Origin of the sequence: Streptomyces scopuliridis RB72 (genome assembly GCF_000718095.1) — a bacterium.
Lineage (GTDB): Bacteria > Actinomycetota > Actinomycetes > Streptomycetales > Streptomycetaceae > Streptomyces > Streptomyces scopuliridis.
In genome coordinates this window covers 244,158-262,307 of sequence record NZ_JOEI01000007.1, presented here as the reverse complement: position 1 = coordinate 262,307, position 18,150 = coordinate 244,158, and the positions used below count along the sequence as shown (strand labels likewise).

Genomic DNA, 18,150 nt, shown 5'->3' with positions numbered 1-18,150 from the left:
CAGGGCGGTCCTCGTGGCCGTCAGGTCTTCGGAGTTGTCCGATTCCGCCGGTCACAGGGCGGCCTCGTTCATCGCGCCAGACAGCAAGTGGGTCAGTGGCGCCCTTGGTGAACCCGGCCGCGAGGACTTCGGGCAGCGACGTCATCACGCCCATCCCGCCCTCCGACGCCCACGACGGCCAGTACGTGACCTCGTAGGCCCCGTCCCCGCCCGTTCGTCCGAGTGGCTTGTCCCGATGGCCGGGCGGGCGGCGCGGAGGCAGCGTGGGGCGCATGACAGAGACCTCGGCCGTCGCCGCGGGCCCGAGCGGGACGGAGCGCCGGGGCGGCGTCGTACGGGCGGCCCGCGGCTTCGGGTGGCCCGCCGCTGTCGCCGTGGCGTACACCATCCTCCAACTGGTGCTCGTCGTGCCCGGGTCCGGTCTCGGCTGGGACGAGACGGTGTACGTCAGCCAGGTCGCCCGGGACGCCGAAGCAGCCTTCTTCAGCGCGCCGCGCGCCCGGGGCGTCACCTACCTGATCGCGCCGGTGACCGCGCTGACCTCGTCCGTCGAGGTCCTCCGCGGCTATCTCGCGCTGCTGTCGGGCGCCGGTCTCCTGCTCGCGCTGTGGGTGTGGCGACGGCTGCTCCCGGCGCCCGTACTCGCTCTCGCAGGCGCGCTGTTCGCCGGGCTGTGGATCACCGTCCTCTACGGCCCGCAGGTCATGCCGAACCTGTGGGTCGCCCTCGGGTCCCTGTTCGCGGTCGGCTGCTTCCTGCGGGGCGCCCGCGACCGGTCCGACCGCGTCGCGCTCGCCGGGCTCTGCGGGGGCGTGGCGTTCGTCGCGCTCATGCGGCCCAGCGACGCCCTCTGGCTCGCCCTGCCGCTCGCCGCCGCCGCGCTCCTCGTCCGGGCGTGGCGGCGCCCGCTCCCGCTGCTGGCACTCGCCGCCGGCGCGGCCCTCGGCTGCGCGCCGTGGGTCGTCGAGGCGTACGTCAGTTACGGCGGCCTCTCCGCGCGGTTGCGGCGTGCCAGCGAGATCCAGGGGGACCTGGGCTGGCATCTCGCCCTCGACGACCAGGTGCGCGCGCTCGACGGACGGCTGCTCTGCCGGCCCTGCGACATCCCCTGGCGGCGGCCCGTCACCGCGGTGTGGTGGTTCATGCTGCCGCTCCTCGTCGTCTGCGGGGTGCTGGTCGCCGCCCGCGCCAGGAGACTCGCCGTCGTGCTGGTGCCGACGCTGGCCGGGCTGTCGATGGCGGTGCCGTACGTCCTGCTGATCGGTTACGCCGCGCCGCGCTTCCTCCTCCCCACGTACGCGCTGCTCGCGCTGCCGACGGCGACGGGCCTGGCCCGGATCGGCCGGGCGGCGTGGCCGCGACCCCTGGCGGTGGGCGCTCTCGCGGCGCTGCTGGCGGCGCATCTGGCGGTGCAGTACGTGGTTCTCGACAGCGCCGCCGCGCGCGGCCGTACCAACAGGGTGGCGTTCGGCCGGGTGGCGGCCGAGCTGGCGCGCCAGGGCGTACGCCCGCCGTGCGTGGTCAGCGGTGCGGAGGCCGTACGGGTCGCCTACCTCGCCGGCTGCGCGTCACGGCAGACCGGGGGCCACGACGGCTCCGTCACCCCCGCGGGGCTCGTCGCACTCGCCCGCGACCGGCCGGTGGCCGTCGTGGTGGCGGGGGAGGACGCGCGGCCCGCGTACACCCAGGGCTGGCGCGTCCTGCGCCTGCCCGATCTGCCGGGCCGGAGCGACTGGCGCGCGTATCTGTCCCCGGCCGCGCAGGGAAAGCCCGTGCGCGGACAGTTGAATAAGTCTCGTACTGAAAAACGAAATTGAGAGAGTGATGTTCCGAAGTGGTGTGCGCCGTCCCCCACTTGGGTGAAGCGGGCTCACGGATATTCCCCGCGGGCCACTACTGTGCCGCAACATGACCTCTTCCCATTCCGCCTCGATCAGCGCACGGCACGCCTCCAGGCTGGGCACTCTCTCGGTGATTACCTGGACCAGCGATCCCTCCGAAGGCGAACGCAACGCGCCTTACCTGCTCGCCTATTCACTCGGGGACGGCAAGGACGGGGCGGAGGCCGGCGAGGAGACGATGCGTACGGTGCTCGCCGAGATCGGGCTGATCCCCGGCGGCGATCTGGTCGATGTCTCGAAGAACCCCAACGTGCCGATCACGCTGCTGGTCGAGGCGGGCCGCGCCGTACTGACGATGCCGTATCTGAACGCGCAGTGCCCCGTCCCGCCGGAGTGGGAGCGGGACGCGCGGGCTCACGGGCAGGTCTACTTCATCGTCGCCACCCGGCCCTGGGCCGAGGCGACACCCGGCAAGCCCGTCACCGAGGAGCAGTTGCGCGCCTTCGCGGGTGACCAGGCGATGCTCACCAGCGCCGCGCACTGCCTGGTGCCGGTACGCCGCCTGCGCGGCTGAGCGTCGGAAGCCCGGACAGACACCGGATGAGCACCGGAAGCAGGGGAGCGGACGTCATGGCGACGGCACTGGCCGAGAACACGGCCACCGACGAGCGTACGGACAGCACCGGCGGTACGTGGGGCGGCGGCCGGGCCTTCGCGCTCATGCTGATGATCAGCGGAGCGGCGGGGCTGCTGGCGGCCTGGGTGATCACCCTCGACAAGTTCAAACTGCTGGAGGACCCGGACTTCACCCCGGGATGCAGTCTGAACCCGGTGGTCTCCTGCGGGAACATCATGAAGAGCGACCAGGCGTCGGTCTTCGGCTTCCCCAACCCGATGCTGGGGCTGGCGGCGTACGCGGTGGTCATCGGCGTCGGCGCGGGGCTGCTGGCCGGGGCGCGCTACCGGCGCTGGTTCTGGCTGGGCCTGAACGCCGGGACGCTCTTCGGCGTCGGCTTCTGCACCTGGCTCCAGTACCAGTCGCTCTACAGCATCAACTCGCTGTGTCTGTGGTGCTGTCTGGCCTGGGTCGCCACCATCGTGATGTTCTGCTACGTCACGGCGCACAACATCGAGCACGGGATCCTGCCCGCGCCCGCGGGGCTGCGGGGCGCGCTCGGCGAGTTCCACTGGGTGCCGCCGGTGCTGTGGACCGGGATCATCGGGATGCTCATCCTGACCCGCTGGTGGGACTTCTGGACCAGCTGATCCGTATCAGCGGAATCCGGGCCGGCTACGGGGTCCGGGCCCTCGCGAGGCCCGGACCGTCCGGAAACCGCTGCCGGAGACTACTTGCCGAGCGGAAGCCCACCGAGCAGCTTGTTGCCGGTCGACGTGCCGACGATCTCCTTGGCGCCCGTCTTGCCCGACGTCTTCGTGCCGTTCGTCTTGCCGCCCTTCTTCTTGTTCAGGCTGTCCGTGGCACCCTTCACGGCGTTCAGCACGGACCCCGGGTTCTCGGTGTCCAGCGCGTTGGTGTTCAGCGGCCGGGGGTCCTTGAGGCCCTCGCTCAGCACGGTCTCCAGCCCGCCATTGAGGCTCATGCCCTCGGCGGCGAACGCCGGGGTGGCGGCACCCAGAGCCATCACGGAACCGGCGACGACAGCGGCAACCTTCATGGGCTTCATGGTGAATCCTTCTTTCAGCGATGTCTGTTGCGAGACAACTCACGCTTCGCACAGGCCTCTTGGAGATTCCCTCGCGTGGTCGCTCGTCATCAGTAACGACGCGTGCGCGCGGCGGAAACTCCGTCGGGAAGGAATTCTGGACAGGCCACTCGAATGAAGGGGACTCGCCCTATTCTCGTATCGAACGAGCGGCCGGGCGCGGGCCATTCACGGCTGTTGGGGGTCAGCCGCGGCGACGGGTTCGAGCACCGAGTCCGTGGACTTCTCCACGGTCGCCACCACATCGGCCAGGGCGTCGGCCGGAACGGTGGCCTTCAGTGCGGTCACGGCGTCCCTGATGGCCTTGGTGTGCTTCTCGATGTCCGCGGCGGAGAGCTCACCACCGGGAGCCTTCAGCGCCGCCCGGACCAGATCGGCGACCGGCTTCAGTACGTCACCGATGTCCTCCACGGGCTTGGTCTGCTGCGCGGGTGCCGCGGGTGCCGCGGGTGCCGCGGACGCCTCGGACGCCATCGGGCCCGGCGCCGGGGACGGCGCGGTGTCGGCGCCGGAGTCGCGCGGGAGTTCACGGGCGGCGGCGACGGGGGCCGCGGTGCCGAGTACCAGCGCGGCACACACGGCGGCGGTCGTGACGCGGCGGGAGAGCTGGAGACGCATGCCTGGTCCTTTCGGGACGGGTCGGAACGTTCTCCTCACCGTGGGTTCCGCGCGCGGGGCCCGCAACCGAACGGGCGCCTTCCGTACGGCCCGTCAGACGGCGGCCGTGTCTGTTCCGCCCCGCGCCGACCCGCTCTCACCTGGTCCGACGCGCCCGTATGGCGGCCGCGCGGGCCTGTGCCGCGCCGCCGGAAGAGTGGACACGCGGGCGCGTAAGAGGGACCCCGGACAGCGGAAGAGCCGCTCTGCCCCCGAGGGAAAGAGCGGCTCTCGCGTGCGACGTCGACGCGACGTCGAGGCGACGTCGGCGTGGCACCGACAGCGAAGGTCGTCAGTTGTTGACGCAGGCGTTGCCGAAGGTCGGGTTGAGCAGGCCGACGACGTCGATCGTGTTGCCGCAGACGTTCACGGGCACGTGGATCGGCACCTGGACGACGTTGCCGGAGATGACACCCGGGGAGCCGACAGCGGCGGCCTCGGCGTCGGCGTCGGCGAAGGCGACGCCGGAGGCGCCGACGACAGCGGCGGCGGCCGCGGTGGAGAGAACAACAGCCTTGGCGATACGCGACATGGAGAAGGGCTCCTCGGTCGAAATGGGACGCTATACGCGCCGGGCGTGAATGCCCGACCTATGCATCAACGCCGAAGGCGCCCATCGGTTGCGCGTCCGAATGAGTGACTCCCGTCTGTCACCCGGCCGGGTGCGGTGGCCGGCCCACCCCTGAACAGCCGCTCGTAAGAGTCCTTTTGTACGTTCAGAGCGATTCAGCGCGTCTCACGTGATTTTCACTCTGCCCTCTGTAAAGGTGCCTTCTTGTTTCGATCTTCGAGATGGAGAGCGAGGCGGAGAGTCCGTTTGCGGAATTCGGCGATTCTTGGGGGCGGTAATGAATTCAAGGGGCGCCGGATGACTCATGCGTTCGATTCGGCGTCACGCGTGACCCTTGTCGCGCCGGTGCGTTTTTCGTAGGAGCGGAAAACCGGAACTGTACTCCGGGCGCCCGAGCCCGCTCGAAGAGATCGTTTTCCCGTATCCACGAGTGGAGGAGTTGCGCGTGCAGCCACAACGGCGCCGGCCCGGGGCCGGTTTCACCGCGCTCCATCTCGTCCAGCCGGTCGACGGCGGGGTGGCCAGGGTGGTCCTGGATCTGGTCGAGGCGCAACTGGAGGCCGACGTACGGGTGGCTGTCGCCTGTCCCGGGGAAGGGCCGCTGGCCGCGGCGGCGGCCCGGCTCGGCGCCGAGGTCCACGGCTGGCGGGCGACCCGCGACCCCGGGCCCGGACTGGTCCGTGAGGTCGGGCAGGCCGCCCGGGTGGTGCGGCGGGTCCGGCCCGATCTGGTGCACGCCCACAGCGCCAAGGCCGGACTGGCCGGACGGCTCGCCGTCCGGGGCCGGGTGCCCACCGTCTTCCAGCCGCACGCCTGGTCGTTCGAGGCGGTCGGCGGTGTGACGGGCCGGCTGGCCGGGCACTGGGAGCGCTGGGCCGTACGGTGGACCGACCGGGTCGTATGCGTCAGCGACGCGGAACGGCGCACCGGCGAGCGGGCCGGAATCCACGCCTCCTGGTCCGTCGTCCACAACGGAGTCGACGTCGGACGGTTCGGTTCCGCGGACGGGCCTCCCGGGTCCGCGGACATGGCCGACACCACCGCCGCGCGGGCCGCGCTCCCGCCGCTTTCCGCCCTTCCGCCGGGCACGCCCGTCGTGCTCTGTGTCGGGCGGCTCTGCCGGCAGAAGGGGCAGGACATCCTGCTGCGGGCCTGGCGGCAGATCCTCCTCCAGCTGCCGCGGGCGCGGCTGGTCCTCGTCGGGGACGGTCCTGACGCCGACGCGCTGCGCGCCGCCGCGCCGCCTTCGGTGGTCTTCGCCGGAGCCGTACCGGACACCGCGCCCTGGTACCGGGCGGCCGATCTGGTCGTCCTGCCCTCGCGTTGGGAGGGCATGGCGGTGGCCCCGCTGGAGGCCATGGCGAGCGGCAGGACCGTCGTCCTCAGCGACGTGGACGGCGCGCGCGAGAGCCTGCCGCCCGGCCATGAAGCGCTCTGTCTCGTTCCGCCGGAGGACCCGCCCGCTCTGGCGGCGGCCATCGGCGCTCTGCTCCGCGACGCGCCACTGCGCGAAGCCATCGGCCGCCAGGGCCATCAGCACGTACTCAGCACCTATGACGTGCGGCAGACAGCGCGGGCCATCGCGGACGTGTACCGCGAAGTCGCCTCCGTGCCGCGCCCCGAACGCAGGGAGCCGATTCCCCAGTGACCACGGAAAGTACCAGCGTTCCGCCGCCGACCGGGCGTGCGCGGACAGCGGAACAGGCCCTGGGGCAGCAGGCCCTCGGGCAGCAGACGGTGGGACAGAAGGCGGTGGGACAGCAGACCGTCGGACCGCGGACCCCGGGGCCACAGACCCTGGGACAGCAGGTCCTGCGGCGTGTCTCGATCGCCTCACCCCGCGACACCCCGGACCGTCTCGCGCGGCCGGCCGGCCGTCCCGCGGGCTCCCCGCTGCGCTTCGGCCTGCCGCTGATCGCCTCGGACATGCTCGCGGCGCTGCTGTCCACCGTCGTACTCAACGAGGAGCAGCGCGATGCCGTCCTCGTCGTCCAGCTCATCGTCTGGGTGACCGTGCTGAACGCGTCCGCCGGGCTCTACCGTCCCGGTGTCGTCCTGTCGGGGCTGGACCAGCTGCCCGCGCTGGCCGCCCGGATCGCGGTGGCCTGGTGCGCCGCCGCGGCCGTACTCGCCGCGCTCCTCCCCCAACTGGCCGTGGGTATCCCGGCGCTGCTGGGCGGCTGCGTACTCCAGCTCGTCGTCGCGTGCGGCTGCCGCTCGCTCCTGCACACCCGGCGGCGCGCCGTGGCGCGCAACCGGCTGCGGTCCGCGCTGGTCGTCGGTTCGGGGCCGGCCGCGCGGCGGCTGGCCGCGCTGCTCGCCCAGCACCCCGAGTACGGTCTGCGGCCCGTCGGGATCGCCGGGCCCGCCCAGGACGACGACGAGGCGGACCGGGCCGCCGCCAGGACCGGCGGGCGGGATGGCGGAGTGACGGACGCCCCCGCCCTGCCGGTGCTGACCTCGGCCGAGGAGATCCACCGGGCGGTCATCCAGAACGGTGTCCAGGACGCGCTGTTCATCGACCACCGGTTCATCGACCGCGACCGCGGGCTCAACGAGTCCGGTTTCAATGGCCCCGGGTTCAACGATTCCGGGTTCCATGACCACGGGTTCCGCGACACCGGCGCCGCCGGCGACGGCACGGACCGCGCGGCCCTTGTCGCGCTGTTCCACGAGCACGGCTGCGCCACCTGGTTCGTCGGCGCGGGTCCCTGGGACCTGACCGCCGCGCCCGTCGCCATGGAGCGGCACCTGTGGGGGTTCTCCGCGCGCCGGGTCGAGCCGCCCGCCGTACGCCGCCGCCGCCGTGACGCGGTCGTCAAACGGCTGCTGGACGTGGTGTTCACGCTCCCGCTGCTGCTGATCGCCTCCCCGGTCCTGCTGGCCTGCGCGCTCGCCGTCCGGCTCTTCGACGGCCGCGATGTGCTCTTCCGCCAGGAACGCGTCGGACAGAACGGCCGCACCTTCACCCTGCTGAAGTTCCGCACCCTGCGCCCGGCCGACGAGCACGAGTCCGCCACCCGCTGGAACATCGCCAACGATCTGCGGATGAGCCCGGTGGGCAACTTCCTGCGCCGTACGTCGATGGACGAACTGCCCCAGCTCTGGAACGTACTGCGGGGCGACATGAGCCTGGTCGGGCCCCGGCCCGAGCGGCCGTTCTTCGTCGCCAACTTCAGCAAGACCCAGCCCGGTTACGCGGCCCGGCACCGGATGCCCGTCGGGATCACCGGTCTCGCGCAGGTGCACGGGCTGCGCGGGGACACCTCCATCGAGGAGCGGTCGCGGTTCGACAACCACTACATCGACCACTGGTCGCTGTGGCAGGACGTGTGCATCCTGCTGCGGACCGCCGCGTCCCTCGTCCGCCCGGCGGGCAGCTGATGGCCGCCGACGCCACCGGCGTCGGTTTCCCGGGCGGTGCGGGCGTGTTCGCCGGGCTGACCGCCCGTCATCCCGCCGCCCGCAGGCCCGTCGGCCGGGCGCTTCCGACGGCGGGTCCGTGGGGACATGTCCTGCGCCGGTCGGCGCATCTGCTGCCGGCCGTCGCGGTCGTCGCGCTGCTCGCCGTGCCCTCGGCGCCGGCCGGGGACGGCTCGGCCGGGTCCGGGAGCGTGGCGGACGCGGCCTCCGGCCTGCTCGTCCTGCACTGTCTCGTACGCGTGCTGCGGGACCGGGCCAGGCCGCTGACCCGTACCGCCGCCCTCGTCCTCGGGCTTCCCGTGCTGGGCGTGACCATCGCGGCCATCACCGCCCACGACCCGGCCTCCAGCCTGCCCGGGGTGGCGCGCTACCTCCAGATCTTCGTGCTGGTGCCCGGCGCGCTGCTGCTCCTCCTGCGCGACCGCCGCGACTTCCGGCTGGCCGCCGGGTCCGTCGTCGTCCTGGCGCTGGTGCAGGGCGCGGTCGGCGTCACGCAGTATCTGACCGGCACCGGCGCCTCGTACATGGGCGAGGAGATCCGCGCCGTCGGCACCTTCGGCCCCACCGACGTGATGGGCATGGCCACGGTCGTCGCGTACGGCCTGGTCATCTGCGTCGGATTCGCCCTGAGCCCGGTGGCGGAAGGCCGGGGGCGGCACGCGGCCCGCGTACAACGCGCCGTCGCGCTCGGCTGCGCCGGGCTGCTCGCCGTACCCCTCGCGCTGTCCTTCAGCCGCGGCGCCTGGATCGCCACCGCCGTGGCCGTCGCCCTCCAGCTGACGCTGTCGGGGCCGCGCCGTGCCGTAGTGGTCGCGCTCGTGACCGGGGCGCTCGGCGTCGTACTCGTCGGAGGTCTCGGCATCGGCTCGCAGATGATCACCGAACGGCTCGACAGCATCACGCGGGTCACCGACGCGCCCGACCAGTCCGTCACCGACCGGTACACCATGTGGGCCGCGGCCACCGGCATGTGGCGCGAGCACCCGGTCACCGGCGTCGGGCTGAAGGGCTTCCCCGACTACCGCGACAGCCACGCCTCGCTCGCGCTCTCCGCCGCCAGCGACACCGAGGGCGCAGGACTCGGCTTCCAGCGTCAGCCGCTGCTCTCCCCGCACAACATGTATCTGCTCGTCCTCAGCGAACAGGGGCTGCTGGGCATCGTCGCCCTGGTGGGCAGCTGGGCCGCGCTCCTCGTTTGCGCACTGCGCCGGCTGCCGGGCGCGCACCGCTCCCGTACCGGCGCCGACTGCGGCCTCGCCGTCACCGGGCTGCTGGTCTGGCAGCTGGTCGACTTCAGTTACGCGGACATCGGCGGCCCCTCGACCGTACTGACGGCCGTGATGCTCGGCCTGGCGGCCCGCTGGGCCCTCGGACCCGACCGGTGCGCCGCGAAGAGTGAGGCCGGCCGCGCGTGAGCGATACGAGGCACTCCCTTCCCGCCGTACCGCCGCAGCCCGAACCGCCCTCCATGGAGGGCTCGAAGGGCGGCGGGGGTACGGGAGGAGACGGCCCGGGACGAGACGCCCGCCCCGGCGCGGAAGGCCGCGGCTCCTTCTCCTCCGGACGGTTCCTGGCGCGCGCGGCGTTCCTCACCGCGCTGCTGACCGCCGCCGGGGCGCTGCTCGGGCTCGTCCGCGACCAGGCCATCGCGCATCTCTACGGCGCCGGTCCCGACACCGACGCCTTCCTGGTCGCCTGGACCGTGCCCGAGGTGGCCGCCACGCTCCTCATCGAGGACGCCATGGCGCTGATCCTCGTACCGGCGTTCAGCCTGGCCCTGGCCCGGCGCGCCACCGCACCGGTACTGGACCCGGATCCCGTACGGCTTCTGGTGCGGAGCACCCTGCCCCGGCTGTTCCTCGCCCTCAGCGCGGGCTCGGCCCTGCTGGTGGCCACCGCCCCCTGGGTGGTGGCCGTCCTCGCGCCGGGGCTGCCCGAGCCGGGGCTCGCCGTCGACTGCACCCGGCTGACCGCCACCTGCGCCTTCACCTTCGGCATGGCCGGGTACTGCAGCGCGGCGCTCCGCGCGCACGGCAGCTTCACGGCGCCCGCGATGATCTACGTCGCGTACAACGCCGGGATCATCACCACCATGCTGCTGGTCCGCGACCGGTGGGGGGTACGGGCCGCCGCCGCCGGGGTCGCCATCGGCGGCGCCCTGATGGTGCTCGTCCAGGCGCCCGTCCTGTGGCGCCGGCTGCGCGCGCGCCGGCCGGTGGACGTGACCGCGGCCGGTCAGGGACCGAGGGACACGGGCGGCGGACCGCCCGTCGCCCTCGCCCTGCTCGCGCCCGTCATCGTCTTCGCGCTCAGCAGGCAGTCGCAGGTCCTGATCGAGCGGTTCCTCGCCGCTCCGCTTCCGCCCGGCGCCATCTCGCATCTGAACTACGCGCAGAAGGTCGCGCAGATCCCCATGACGCTCTCCATGATGCTGTGCACCGTCACCTTCCCGGTGGTCGCCCGCGCCATGGCGGCGGGGGACACCGAGCGGGCCAGGCGCCGGGTCGAGCGCGATCTCGCGCTGGCCGGGATAATCGTGCTGGTCGGGGCCGCCACGGTGGTCGCCTGCGCGCCGCAGATCATCGAAGTGCTCTTCCAGCGCGGCGCGTTCGACCCGGCGGACACGGCGGCGACCGCCGATGTGATGCGGGTGTACGCGCTCGGTCTGCTGGGCCACACACTCGTCGGGGCGCTCGTACGCTGCTACTTCTCCGCCGCGCGCCCGCTGTGGTTCCCCGCGTTCGCCATGCTCACCGGGCTGGCGCTGACCACCGGCGTCGGCACCCTGCTCGTACAGGTGTGGGGCGTGCTCGGCATCGCCGCCGCCAACGCCCTCGGCATCACCGTCACCGCCGCCCTGATGCTGCACAGGGTCGGCCGGCACAGCGTGCCCGTCAGCCTCCGGTTCATGACCGGGGGCCTGGTCAAGCTCGGCGCCGCCGCGGCTGCGGCCACCGGCTCCGGATGGCTCTGCGGAGCCCTCGTCCCGTCACCCGTCCTGGGCGCCATGGCGGCCTGCGTCGTGGTCAGCGCGGTGTTCCTCGTCATCGCGCACGCCTTGCGGGCCCCCGAGACCGACACCATCCTCCGCTTCCTCACCCGCCCCCTCACACGAAAGCTCGCGCATGCCCGCTGACACGGTGTCCGCCGGCCCCCTGTGGGCCGCCATGTACCACTCCGTCGCCGATCCCACCGACGACCCCTACCGGGTGACGGTCTCGCCGGACCGGCTCGAACGGCAGCTGCGCTGGCTGCGCCGCCGGGGGCTGACCGGCGTCAGTATGGACCGGCTGCTGCGCGCCCGCGCCGAAGGGCGGGGAGCCGGACTCATCGGACTCACCTTCGACGACGGGTACGCCGACTTCCTGGAACAGGCCGTCCCGCTGCTGCGCCGCTACGCGTTCACCGCGACCGTCTTCGTCCTGCCGGGCCGTCTCGGCGGTACGAACGAATGGGACAGCCCCGGCCCGTGCAAGCCCCTCCTCACCGCCGACGGCATCCGCGCGGCGGCCCGCGCGGGCATGGAGATCGGCTCGCACGGACTGCGCCACACCGATCTGACCAAGGCCGACGACGCGGTACTCGCCGCCGACACCGCGCGGAGCCGTGAACTCCTGCGCGAGCTGCTCCAGGATCTGACCGGCCGTCACGAGGTGGCCGGCTACTGCTATCCGTACGGCACGGTCGACGCCCGCGCCATCAAGGCCGTACGCGCCGCCGGTTACGCGTACGCCTGCGCCATCAGCCCGGGGCTGCTGACCGGCGTGTTCGCCCTGCCCCGCGTCCATATCGGGGAGAGCGACACCGGCCTCAGGCTGCACCTCAAGCGGCGGACGCACCGCTGGCGCCGCGAGCCCGTCCAGGCCGGGGAGTACGCCGAGTACGCGGCGCACACCAGGCGGACCGCCCCGGCCGCGTACGCCGTGCGGACCGCGTACGCCGACACCGGGGCGGCGACGACGACATGAAGGTGCTGCACATCATCACCGGTCTCGGCATCGGCGGCGCCGAGCAGCAACTGAGGCTTTTGTTACGGCAGTTGCCGACGAACAGCGAAGTCATCACACTCACCAACCCGGGAGCCGTCGCCGAGGGCATCGTCGCCGACGGCGTCCCCGTCACCGACCTCGACATGGCGGGGAACCGCGACCTCGGCGCCCTGCCCCGGCTCGCGCGGCTGATCAAGCGCGGACGGTACGACCTGGTGCACACGCATCTCTACCGCGCCTGCCTGTACGGGCGGTTCGCGGCCCGCCTCGCCGGCGTACGGACCATCGTGGCCACCGAACACTCCCTCGGGGCTGTCCAGATCGAGGGCCGGCCGCTCTCCTCCGGCGCCCGCGCCCTCTATCTCGCGGGCGAACGCCTGGGCACCGCGACCGTCGCCGTCTCCGCGACCGTCGCCCGGCGCCTGGAGCGCTGGGGGGTACGCCCCGACCGTATCCATGTGGTGCCCAACGGCATCGAGGTCGGGCGCTTCGCCTACGACGAGACCGCACGCCGCGTGGCCCGCACCCGCCTCGGAGTGCCCCAGGACGCCTTCGTGGTGGGCGGGGTCGGACGGCTCAACGGCGGCAAACGCTTCGACCGGCTCGTACGGGCCGTCGCCGAACTGCCCGGCGCGCGCCTCCTCCTGATCGGTGAGGGACCCGAGCGCGACCGGCTCCTGCGGCTCGCGCGGGACCGGGGCGCGGCCGACCGGATCCTGCTGCACGGCGCCTGCCAGGACCCGCCGCCCCCGCGCGCGGCGCACCCGTCACAGCACGGGCCGGATCTCCCCTCGCTGCTCGCGGCCATGGACGTCTTCGTCTCCACCTCCCCCGACGAGGCGTTCGGGCTCGCCGTCGTGGAGGGACTCGCGGCCGGGCTGCCGGTCCTCCATGTGACCTGCCCCGCCCTCCAAGACCTGCCCGCCGACGCCGCGCCGGGAGCGCGCCGGGTCAGCGGCTCCGTACCCGGACTCGTCGACGAACTGCGGCGGTTCGAGCAGGCGGGGCCGCACCGGCTGCCCGTACCCCCGGCCGCGCGCCACTACGACATCGCCCACAGCGCCCGTCAGTTGATGACCGTCTACGAGAACGCCGTCCGCGACCCGGCCCCCCTCCGAGAAGTGAGCTGCTCATGACCCCGCACAGCAATCCCCCGCGACGCCCGGCCGCGCGGCGCCGGCCCGTCGTCCCCGAATCCGCTTCCGTCTCGGCGTCGTTGCGTCGGGCCCGGCTCCCGCTGTCGAAGGTGACGGCGCTGCCCGCCCGCTGGATCGTGCCGGTGGCGGTCCTGGCCGGGGCGCTGGCGGGCGGTACGTACGGGATGCTCCGCACCCCGCAGTACTCGGCGACCAGTTATGTCGTCGTCGTACCGACGGAGAAGTCCGACCCGGCCGCCGCGCTGGGGTTCGCGACGGCCTATGGGCGCGTCGCCTCGCAGGTCGCGCTGATCGGTGACGCGCCGGTCTGGGCCGGGGTGCCCGCGCGGACGCTCCGGGAGAGCGTGCAGACGGCCACCTCGCCGGACGCTCCGATGATCTCCGTGACGGCCACCTCGGACCGGGCCTCGACCGCGGTGAGCATGGCGGACGGGGTGGCACGGGCGCTGGTCCTCAACGGCTCCCAGCTGCAGGGCAGTACGAAGGTACGGGTGCTCCAGTTCTCCCGCGCGGTCGAGCCGACCGGTCCGGTCACCCCCTCGGCGGGTCTGTCGGCCCTGGTCGGCGGCTGCGCGGGCGGGCTGCTCGGCGGGCTCGGTCTGCTGGTCAGGCCGAAGCCGCGGCACGGTGAGTTCCACGCGAACGTCCCCGGTCCGGCGACGTCCGCCCCGCCGCAGTCCCAGGCGCAGTCGCTGCCGCAGTCGGAAACGGTGTGAGAGCCTGATGGCCGCCGAATCGAGCGCGCGCACCGCCGCGGCCCGCACAGCCCCACCGGTCACGCCCCTTCGCGTCTTCTCCCCGCTGTTCAGGTCCTCGTCGCGGGTGTCCGGCCCGGTGTTCACCACGGAGCTCTGCCGCGATGCCGGCCGCTTCGCCGAACTCGCCCCGGTCTGGAACGAGTTGTACCGCTGCTCGCGCACGGCCACGCCCTTCCAGAGCCACTCCTGGCTCCACTCGTGGTGGCTGTCGTACGGGAACCGGCGCGGGCTGCGGGTCCTGCTCGTACGCCGGGGCACGAAACTCGTCGCGGCCGCCCCGCTGATGCTCGTCCACCGCCCCCTCCCCGTCCTCGTCCAACTCGGCGGTTCCATCTCCGACTTCTCCGACGTGCTGCTCCACGACGACTGCGCCGAGGCGGCGGCAGCGGAGCTGGCGAAGTCGCTCGCGGAGCTGGCCCGTACGGCGGTGATCGATCTGCGCGAGGTACGGCCCGGGGCCGCGGCGGAACGAATCTTCGCCTGCTGGGCGGGCCCGCGCAGAAAGCTGGACGACTCCCTCTGCCTCGAACTGCCCGGCGTCCCCATGGACGAACTGCTCGGCAGACTCACCTCCTCGCGCGCCCAGCGCGCCCGCGCCAAGCTGCGCAAGCTGGACGCGCTGGGCATCGAGGAGCGGGTGGTGCCGAAGGACGAGATCCCGGCGGCGGTCGGGCGGCTGCTGGAGCTGCACCGGCTCCAGTGGCAGGGCCGCGGGGTCACCCCGGAACATCTCAGCGCGCGCTTCGCGGACCATCTGACCCGGTCCGTACGGTCCATGACCGAGTACGGCGACGCGCGGCTGACCGAGTTCCGGCTGTCCGGCGCGGTGGTCGCCGCGGATCTCACCCTGATGTCCGGCCGGCTGGAGGGCGGCTATCTGTACGGGGCCGATCCGGCACTGCGCGCCAGGAAGGTGGATGTGGCCACGATGCTGCTGCGCAGCGGGGCGCAGCGGATCAGTGCGAGCGGCCGCGCCACGCTGAGCATGCTGCGCGGCAATGAGCCGTACAAGCACCACTGGCGTCCCGAGAGCGTCCGCAACCAGCGGCTGCTGCTCGCCCGGCCGCATCTGGCGCCGTCCTTGCAGCTGCTGGTCGCGCGCGCGGCGGGCCGCGACCGCGCCGCCGCGCTCGTCAAACGGCTACGGGGCGGCGGCGCCGGGGGGTGACCCCGGACGCCGCCGCCCCGTACCGGAGGGGTGGCTGGTCAGCCGTCCTCGCGCTGCGACCAGTTGAGGCGGATGCAGATCCTGCCGCCCAGCCACTTCTCCACCCAGGGGCCGAGGTCCAGCGGCAGGCAGTTCCGCGGCGGCTGCGTGGGCGTCGGGATCGGGGGCAGCGTGGGCGTGGGTACGGGCTCCGGCTTGAACCCGTACAGCAGGGCCCGGTACATCTTCGACGACTTGGGATTCTGCCCGCACTGCCAGACGCCGTGCGGGCAGTAGTCGGTCAGTGTGTTGTACACCGGCTTGTATGTGTCGATCCATTGGAGCATGCGGCGCATGTATTCCGGGTTGTCACCGTTGCGGAAGAGTCCCCACTCCGGATAGGAGATAACCTTTCCGTGTGCAGCGGCGAAATCCACATGCTCCTGGAGCCCGAAGGGCTCATTCACCTGTTCATCAAATGTCCGGCCCGGGGGCTGGTCATAAGAATCCATGCCCATGATGTCGACGACATCGTCACCCGGATAGCACTCGGTCCAGGGAATGTCGTCCCGTCCGCGGTTCGGAGCGAAATCGAACCGGAACTTCTGTCCGGGCACTGCACGCATGGTGGTGACGATGCGATTCCAGTATTTCTTCCACGACTGTGGGTCGGGCCCGCAGCGGTGGGTGTACGTTTCCCCGTTCATTTCCCAGCCGAGCACGATCACCGTGTCCGGAACACCCAGGCCGACGAGCCGTTCCGCCAGGACCTTGAAGTGGCTGTCGTAATCGCCCCGCGCGGCCCGGCGCAGCTCATGGCGGACGACTCCGTCCGGGACATGCTCCTCATTGCGTTCGAGCATGGGGACGTTGAGGACGAACAGGCGGTCGTCCTTCGCCTTTCGCCATGCGGCCCAGTCCTCCAGGAACTCGGGCTTGCCCTCGATGTTGGACCACACGTCCCCGGGAAGATAGGTGTGCCCCACCCGCAGCTCCCTGCCGCCCAGCCAGCTCTGCATGGCCGCGATACGCCGGACGCCTTTCGGACCGTAATCGAGATACGCGCCCAGCGCGGGTGAGGGTGCCCGCGGCGGTTTCGGTTTCTCACGCGCCGATCCGATCGCCGCCGCCGATACGTCCGCCGCCGATTCGTCGGCTGCCGATTCGTCCGCCGTAGATCCGTCCGCCGTCGATCCGTTCGCCGCGGCCGGCTCGTCCGCGTGATGTGTGACGGGCAGCACCGCACCCGAAGTGAGGAGGCCGGCCGTGACCACTCCCAGGCAGGTGGTCGTCAGCCGTCGTCGTCGAAGGGCCATGTCCGCTCCTCTTGAGTGGGACCTCTTTCCGTGGCCGCGATCCGTGGTCACGTGATCACAAAAGTATTTCTAATAAGCCGATCGGGAACCCGGCCTGGCGTTCCAGTAGTCCGTTCGTGAATTTCATCCCCCGCATGGGTTACCGAAATGAAGGACATCACCGTGCCGAGCTTTGACACCCGAGTCCCCGCCGTACTCATGAGGCTCGACCGCAACCCGTTCCACCACGGCACCCTTGGCGCCGTCAGATCCCTTGGCCGCGCCGGGATCGAGGTCCACGCGGTGATCGAGGCCGCGCGCAGCCCCGTGGGACGCTCCCGCTATCTGCGCCGGGCGCATCTACGGCCCGACCACCCCACGAATCTGACGGAGCCTTCGGATCTGGCGGAGATTCAGCGGCTGCTGCTCCGGATCGCGGACCGGCTCACCACCCCGCCCGTGCTCATCGCCATGGACGATCTGAGCGCGATCGCGGTCGGCCGGCTGCGGGAGCGGCTCGACGGCCGCTATCTGCTCCCTGAACAGCCGTCAGGACTGCCCGAACGGGTGGCCGACAAGGCGGAGCTGGTCGGCATCTGCGGCACGCTCGGCATCCCCCACCCGCGCACCGTCATCCCCTCCGGCGCCGAGGAGGCCGCGGCGGCCGCCTGGTCGCTGGGGCTGCCCGTGGTCGCGAAGTGGAGCCGGCCGTGGCTCCTCCCGGAGGGGACCGGGCTGCGCTCCACCCTGGTCGTACGCTCCCCGCAGGAGGCCCGCGAGTTGTACGGGCGCAGCGCCGAGGCGGGAAGCCGGCTGCTGCTCCAGGAATTCCTGCCGCAGGGCCGGGACCTGGACTGGTTCTTCCACGGCTACAGCGGCGGTGGCGCCGAGTGTCTGATCGGCGCCGCCGGACGGAAGGAACGATCCTGGCCGGTGGGGGCCGGACTGACCGCGGTGGGGCGATGGCTGCCGAACCCGGCGGTCGAGCGGATGGCCCGTCAGATGGTCTCGGCGCTCGGCTACCGGGGGATCCTCGATCTCGACTTCCGGCTCGACACCGCCACCGGCGCCTACCACCTGCTCGACTTCAACCCCCGGCCCGGCGCGCAGTTCCGGCTCTTCACCGACCGGTCGGGCACCGATGTCGTACGGGCGCAGCACCTGGATCTCACCGGCCGGACCGTCCCCGCGCAGGAGGCGGCGCACGGCAGGACCTTCGTGGTGGAGAACTACGCCCTGCTGTCCTTCCTCGCGTCCCTGCGGTCCTCCCTTCTCACGCCCTTCCGCTCCTGGGGCGTCCGCCGGAGCGGGCGCGGCGTGTCGCTGCCCCGGTCCACGGAGGCCGCGTGGTTCGCGCTGGACGATCCGCTGCCCGCGTACGCCATGGCCGTCGCGTGGGTGCTGCATGTCGTACGGCGCGGCTGGCGCAGGCTCAGACGGGTGCTGCCCGGACGGCGTACGGCCGGCTCCGACCGGCCCCGTACGTCCCCCGTACGGCAGCGGGGGCGCGGCAGGAACCGCGCGAATCCGCGCCCCCCTGTCTCGCAGGCGCCCTGATGAACCGTCCGTCAACCACCCAAGAAAAGCC

Annotated in this window: 16 protein-coding genes; 12 read left to right on the top strand and 4 right to left on the bottom strand. The window is 72.3% G+C overall.

Features of this window, described 5'->3' with window-relative positions; all coding sequences use genetic code 11:
• Positions 1–272 precede the first annotated feature (272 nt).
• From IF11_RS0110235 to IF11_RS0110225, 3 genes are all read left to right on the top strand, one after another.
• Positions 273–1,817, top strand: coding sequence for a hypothetical protein (locus tag IF11_RS0110235; RefSeq protein WP_078490592.1), 1,545 nt, complete (start codon positions 273–275; stop codon positions 1,815–1,817).
• A 91-nt stretch (positions 1,818–1,908) separates the two neighbouring features.
• Positions 1,909–2,415: a DUF5949 family protein gene (locus IF11_RS0110230; RefSeq protein ID WP_030351187.1), complete on the top strand. Its 507-nt coding sequence runs from the start codon at positions 1,909–1,911 to the stop codon at positions 2,413–2,415.
• 56 nt (positions 2,416–2,471) lie between these two features.
• Positions 2,472–3,107, top strand: a complete 636-nt coding sequence (locus IF11_RS0110225) for a vitamin K epoxide reductase family protein (RefSeq protein ID WP_030351186.1) — start codon at positions 2,472–2,474, stop codon at positions 3,105–3,107.
• An 80-nt stretch (positions 3,108–3,187) separates the two neighbouring features.
• On the opposite strand, the gene IF11_RS36520 is transcribed toward IF11_RS0110225, so the two are convergent.
• The 3 genes from IF11_RS36520 to IF11_RS0110210 all read right to left on the bottom strand — a co-directional run bounded on the left by IF11_RS36520 (position 3,188) and on the right by IF11_RS0110210 (position 4,754).
• Positions 3,188–3,526 carry a hypothetical protein gene (locus IF11_RS36520; RefSeq protein ID WP_037727421.1) on the bottom strand — a complete coding sequence of 113 codons (339 nt, stop codon included), beginning with the start codon at positions 3,524–3,526 and terminating at the stop codon, positions 3,188–3,190.
• 207 nt (positions 3,527–3,733) lie between these two features.
• Positions 3,734–4,183 (bottom strand): hypothetical protein, encoded by a 450-nt coding sequence (locus tag IF11_RS0110215; protein ID WP_051745747.1) that lies wholly within the window; start codon positions 4,181–4,183, stop codon positions 3,734–3,736.
• Positions 4,184–4,514: 331 nt separating this feature from the next.
• Entirely contained in the window at positions 4,515–4,754 is a 240-nt protein-coding gene (locus IF11_RS0110210; protein WP_030351183.1) for a chaplin, read from the bottom strand.
• 484 nt (positions 4,755–5,238) lie between these two features.
• On the opposite strand from IF11_RS0110210, the gene IF11_RS0110205 reads away from it, so the two are divergent.
• Genes IF11_RS0110205 through IF11_RS0110170 form a run of 8 tightly spaced genes read left to right on the top strand, consistent with a single transcriptional unit; the run spans position 5,239 to position 15,288 of the window.
• Entirely contained in the window at positions 5,239–6,441 is a 1,203-nt protein-coding gene (locus IF11_RS0110205) for a glycosyltransferase (RefSeq protein WP_030351182.1), read from the top strand.
• Complete coding sequence (locus tag IF11_RS41560; protein ID WP_030351181.1) at positions 6,438–8,177, top strand: sugar transferase; 1,740 nt, start codon at positions 6,438–6,440, stop codon at positions 8,175–8,177. Before IF11_RS0110205 ends, IF11_RS41560 begins: the two co-directional genes overlap by 4 nt.
• Complete coding sequence (locus IF11_RS0110195) at positions 8,177–9,631, top strand: O-antigen ligase family protein (protein ID WP_078490591.1); 1,455 nt, start codon at positions 8,177–8,179, stop codon at positions 9,629–9,631. Before IF11_RS41560 ends, IF11_RS0110195 begins: the two co-directional genes overlap by 1 nt.
• 53 nt (positions 9,632–9,684) lie before the next feature.
• Positions 9,685–11,352 (top strand): murein biosynthesis integral membrane protein MurJ, encoded by a 1,668-nt coding sequence (gene murJ / locus IF11_RS0110190; RefSeq protein ID WP_051745746.1) that lies wholly within the window; start codon positions 9,685–9,687, stop codon positions 11,350–11,352.
• Positions 11,342–12,184: a polysaccharide deacetylase family protein gene (locus tag IF11_RS0110185; protein ID WP_240627865.1), complete on the top strand. Its 843-nt coding sequence runs from the start codon at positions 11,342–11,344 to the stop codon at positions 12,182–12,184. Before murJ ends, IF11_RS0110185 begins: the two co-directional genes overlap by 11 nt.
• Positions 12,181–13,341 (top strand): glycosyltransferase, encoded by a 1,161-nt coding sequence (locus IF11_RS0110180; RefSeq protein WP_030351177.1) that lies wholly within the window; start codon positions 12,181–12,183, stop codon positions 13,339–13,341. Before IF11_RS0110185 ends, IF11_RS0110180 begins: the two co-directional genes overlap by 4 nt.
• On the top strand, positions 13,338–14,078 hold the full coding sequence (locus tag IF11_RS0110175) for a YveK family protein (protein ID WP_240627863.1): 741 nt from the start codon (positions 13,338–13,340) through the stop codon (positions 14,076–14,078). Before IF11_RS0110180 ends, IF11_RS0110175 begins: the two co-directional genes overlap by 4 nt.
• A 7-nt stretch (positions 14,079–14,085) precedes the next feature.
• The gene (locus IF11_RS0110170; protein WP_078490590.1) at positions 14,086–15,288 is read left to right on the top strand and encodes a GNAT family N-acetyltransferase; all 1,203 of its coding nucleotides are present in this window, start codon (positions 14,086–14,088) and stop codon (positions 15,286–15,288) included.
• 38 nt (positions 15,289–15,326) lie between these two features.
• Here the strand turns inward: IF11_RS0110170 and IF11_RS0110165 are convergent, their stop codons facing one another.
• Positions 15,327–16,583 carry a glycoside hydrolase family 26 protein gene (locus tag IF11_RS0110165; protein WP_206300732.1) on the bottom strand — a complete coding sequence of 419 codons (1,257 nt, stop codon included), beginning with the start codon at positions 16,581–16,583 and terminating at the stop codon, positions 15,327–15,329.
• 162 nt (positions 16,584–16,745) lie between these two features.
• On the opposite strand from IF11_RS0110165, the gene IF11_RS0110160 reads away from it, so the two are divergent.
• Entirely contained in the window at positions 16,746–18,119 is a 1,374-nt protein-coding gene (locus tag IF11_RS0110160; RefSeq protein ID WP_206300731.1) for a carboxylate--amine ligase, read from the top strand.
• Positions 18,120–18,150 lie beyond the last annotated feature (31 nt).

What these genes read in the sequence shown, in the direction of transcription:
- IF11_RS0110235 (WP_078490592.1), top strand. Translation starts at nt 273, where the DNA reads ATGACAGAGACCTCGGCCGTCGCCGCGGGCCCGAGCGGGACGGAGCGC.
- IF11_RS0110230 (WP_030351187.1), top strand. Translation starts at nt 1,909, where the DNA reads ATGACCTCTTCCCATTCCGCCTCGATCAGCGCACGGCACGCCTCCAGG.
- IF11_RS0110225 (WP_030351186.1), top strand. Translation starts at nt 2,472, where the DNA reads ATGGCGACGGCACTGGCCGAGAACACGGCCACCGACGAGCGTACGGAC.
- IF11_RS36520 (WP_037727421.1), bottom strand. Translation starts at nt 3,526, where the DNA reads ATGAAGCCCATGAAGGTTGCCGCTGTCGTCGCCGGTTCCGTGATGGCT.
- IF11_RS0110215 (WP_051745747.1), bottom strand. Translation starts at nt 4,183, where the DNA reads ATGCGTCTCCAGCTCTCCCGCCGCGTCACGACCGCCGCCGTGTGTGCC.
- IF11_RS0110210 (WP_030351183.1), bottom strand. Translation starts at nt 4,754, where the DNA reads ATGTCGCGTATCGCCAAGGCTGTTGTTCTCTCCACCGCGGCCGCCGCC.
- IF11_RS0110195 (WP_078490591.1), top strand. Translation starts at nt 8,177, where the DNA reads ATGGCCGCCGACGCCACCGGCGTCGGTTTCCCGGGCGGTGCGGGCGTG.
- murJ (WP_051745746.1), top strand. Translation starts at nt 9,685, where the DNA reads ATGGAGGGCTCGAAGGGCGGCGGGGGTACGGGAGGAGACGGCCCGGGA.
- IF11_RS0110185 (WP_240627865.1), top strand. Translation starts at nt 11,342, where the DNA reads ATGCCCGCTGACACGGTGTCCGCCGGCCCCCTGTGGGCCGCCATGTAC.
- IF11_RS0110180 (WP_030351177.1), top strand. Translation starts at nt 12,181, where the DNA reads ATGAAGGTGCTGCACATCATCACCGGTCTCGGCATCGGCGGCGCCGAG.
- IF11_RS0110175 (WP_240627863.1), top strand. Translation starts at nt 13,338, where the DNA reads ATGACCCCGCACAGCAATCCCCCGCGACGCCCGGCCGCGCGGCGCCGG.
- IF11_RS0110170 (WP_078490590.1), top strand. Translation starts at nt 14,086, where the DNA reads ATGGCCGCCGAATCGAGCGCGCGCACCGCCGCGGCCCGCACAGCCCCA.
- IF11_RS0110165 (WP_206300732.1), bottom strand. Translation starts at nt 16,583, where the DNA reads ATGGCCCTTCGACGACGACGGCTGACGACCACCTGCCTGGGAGTGGTC.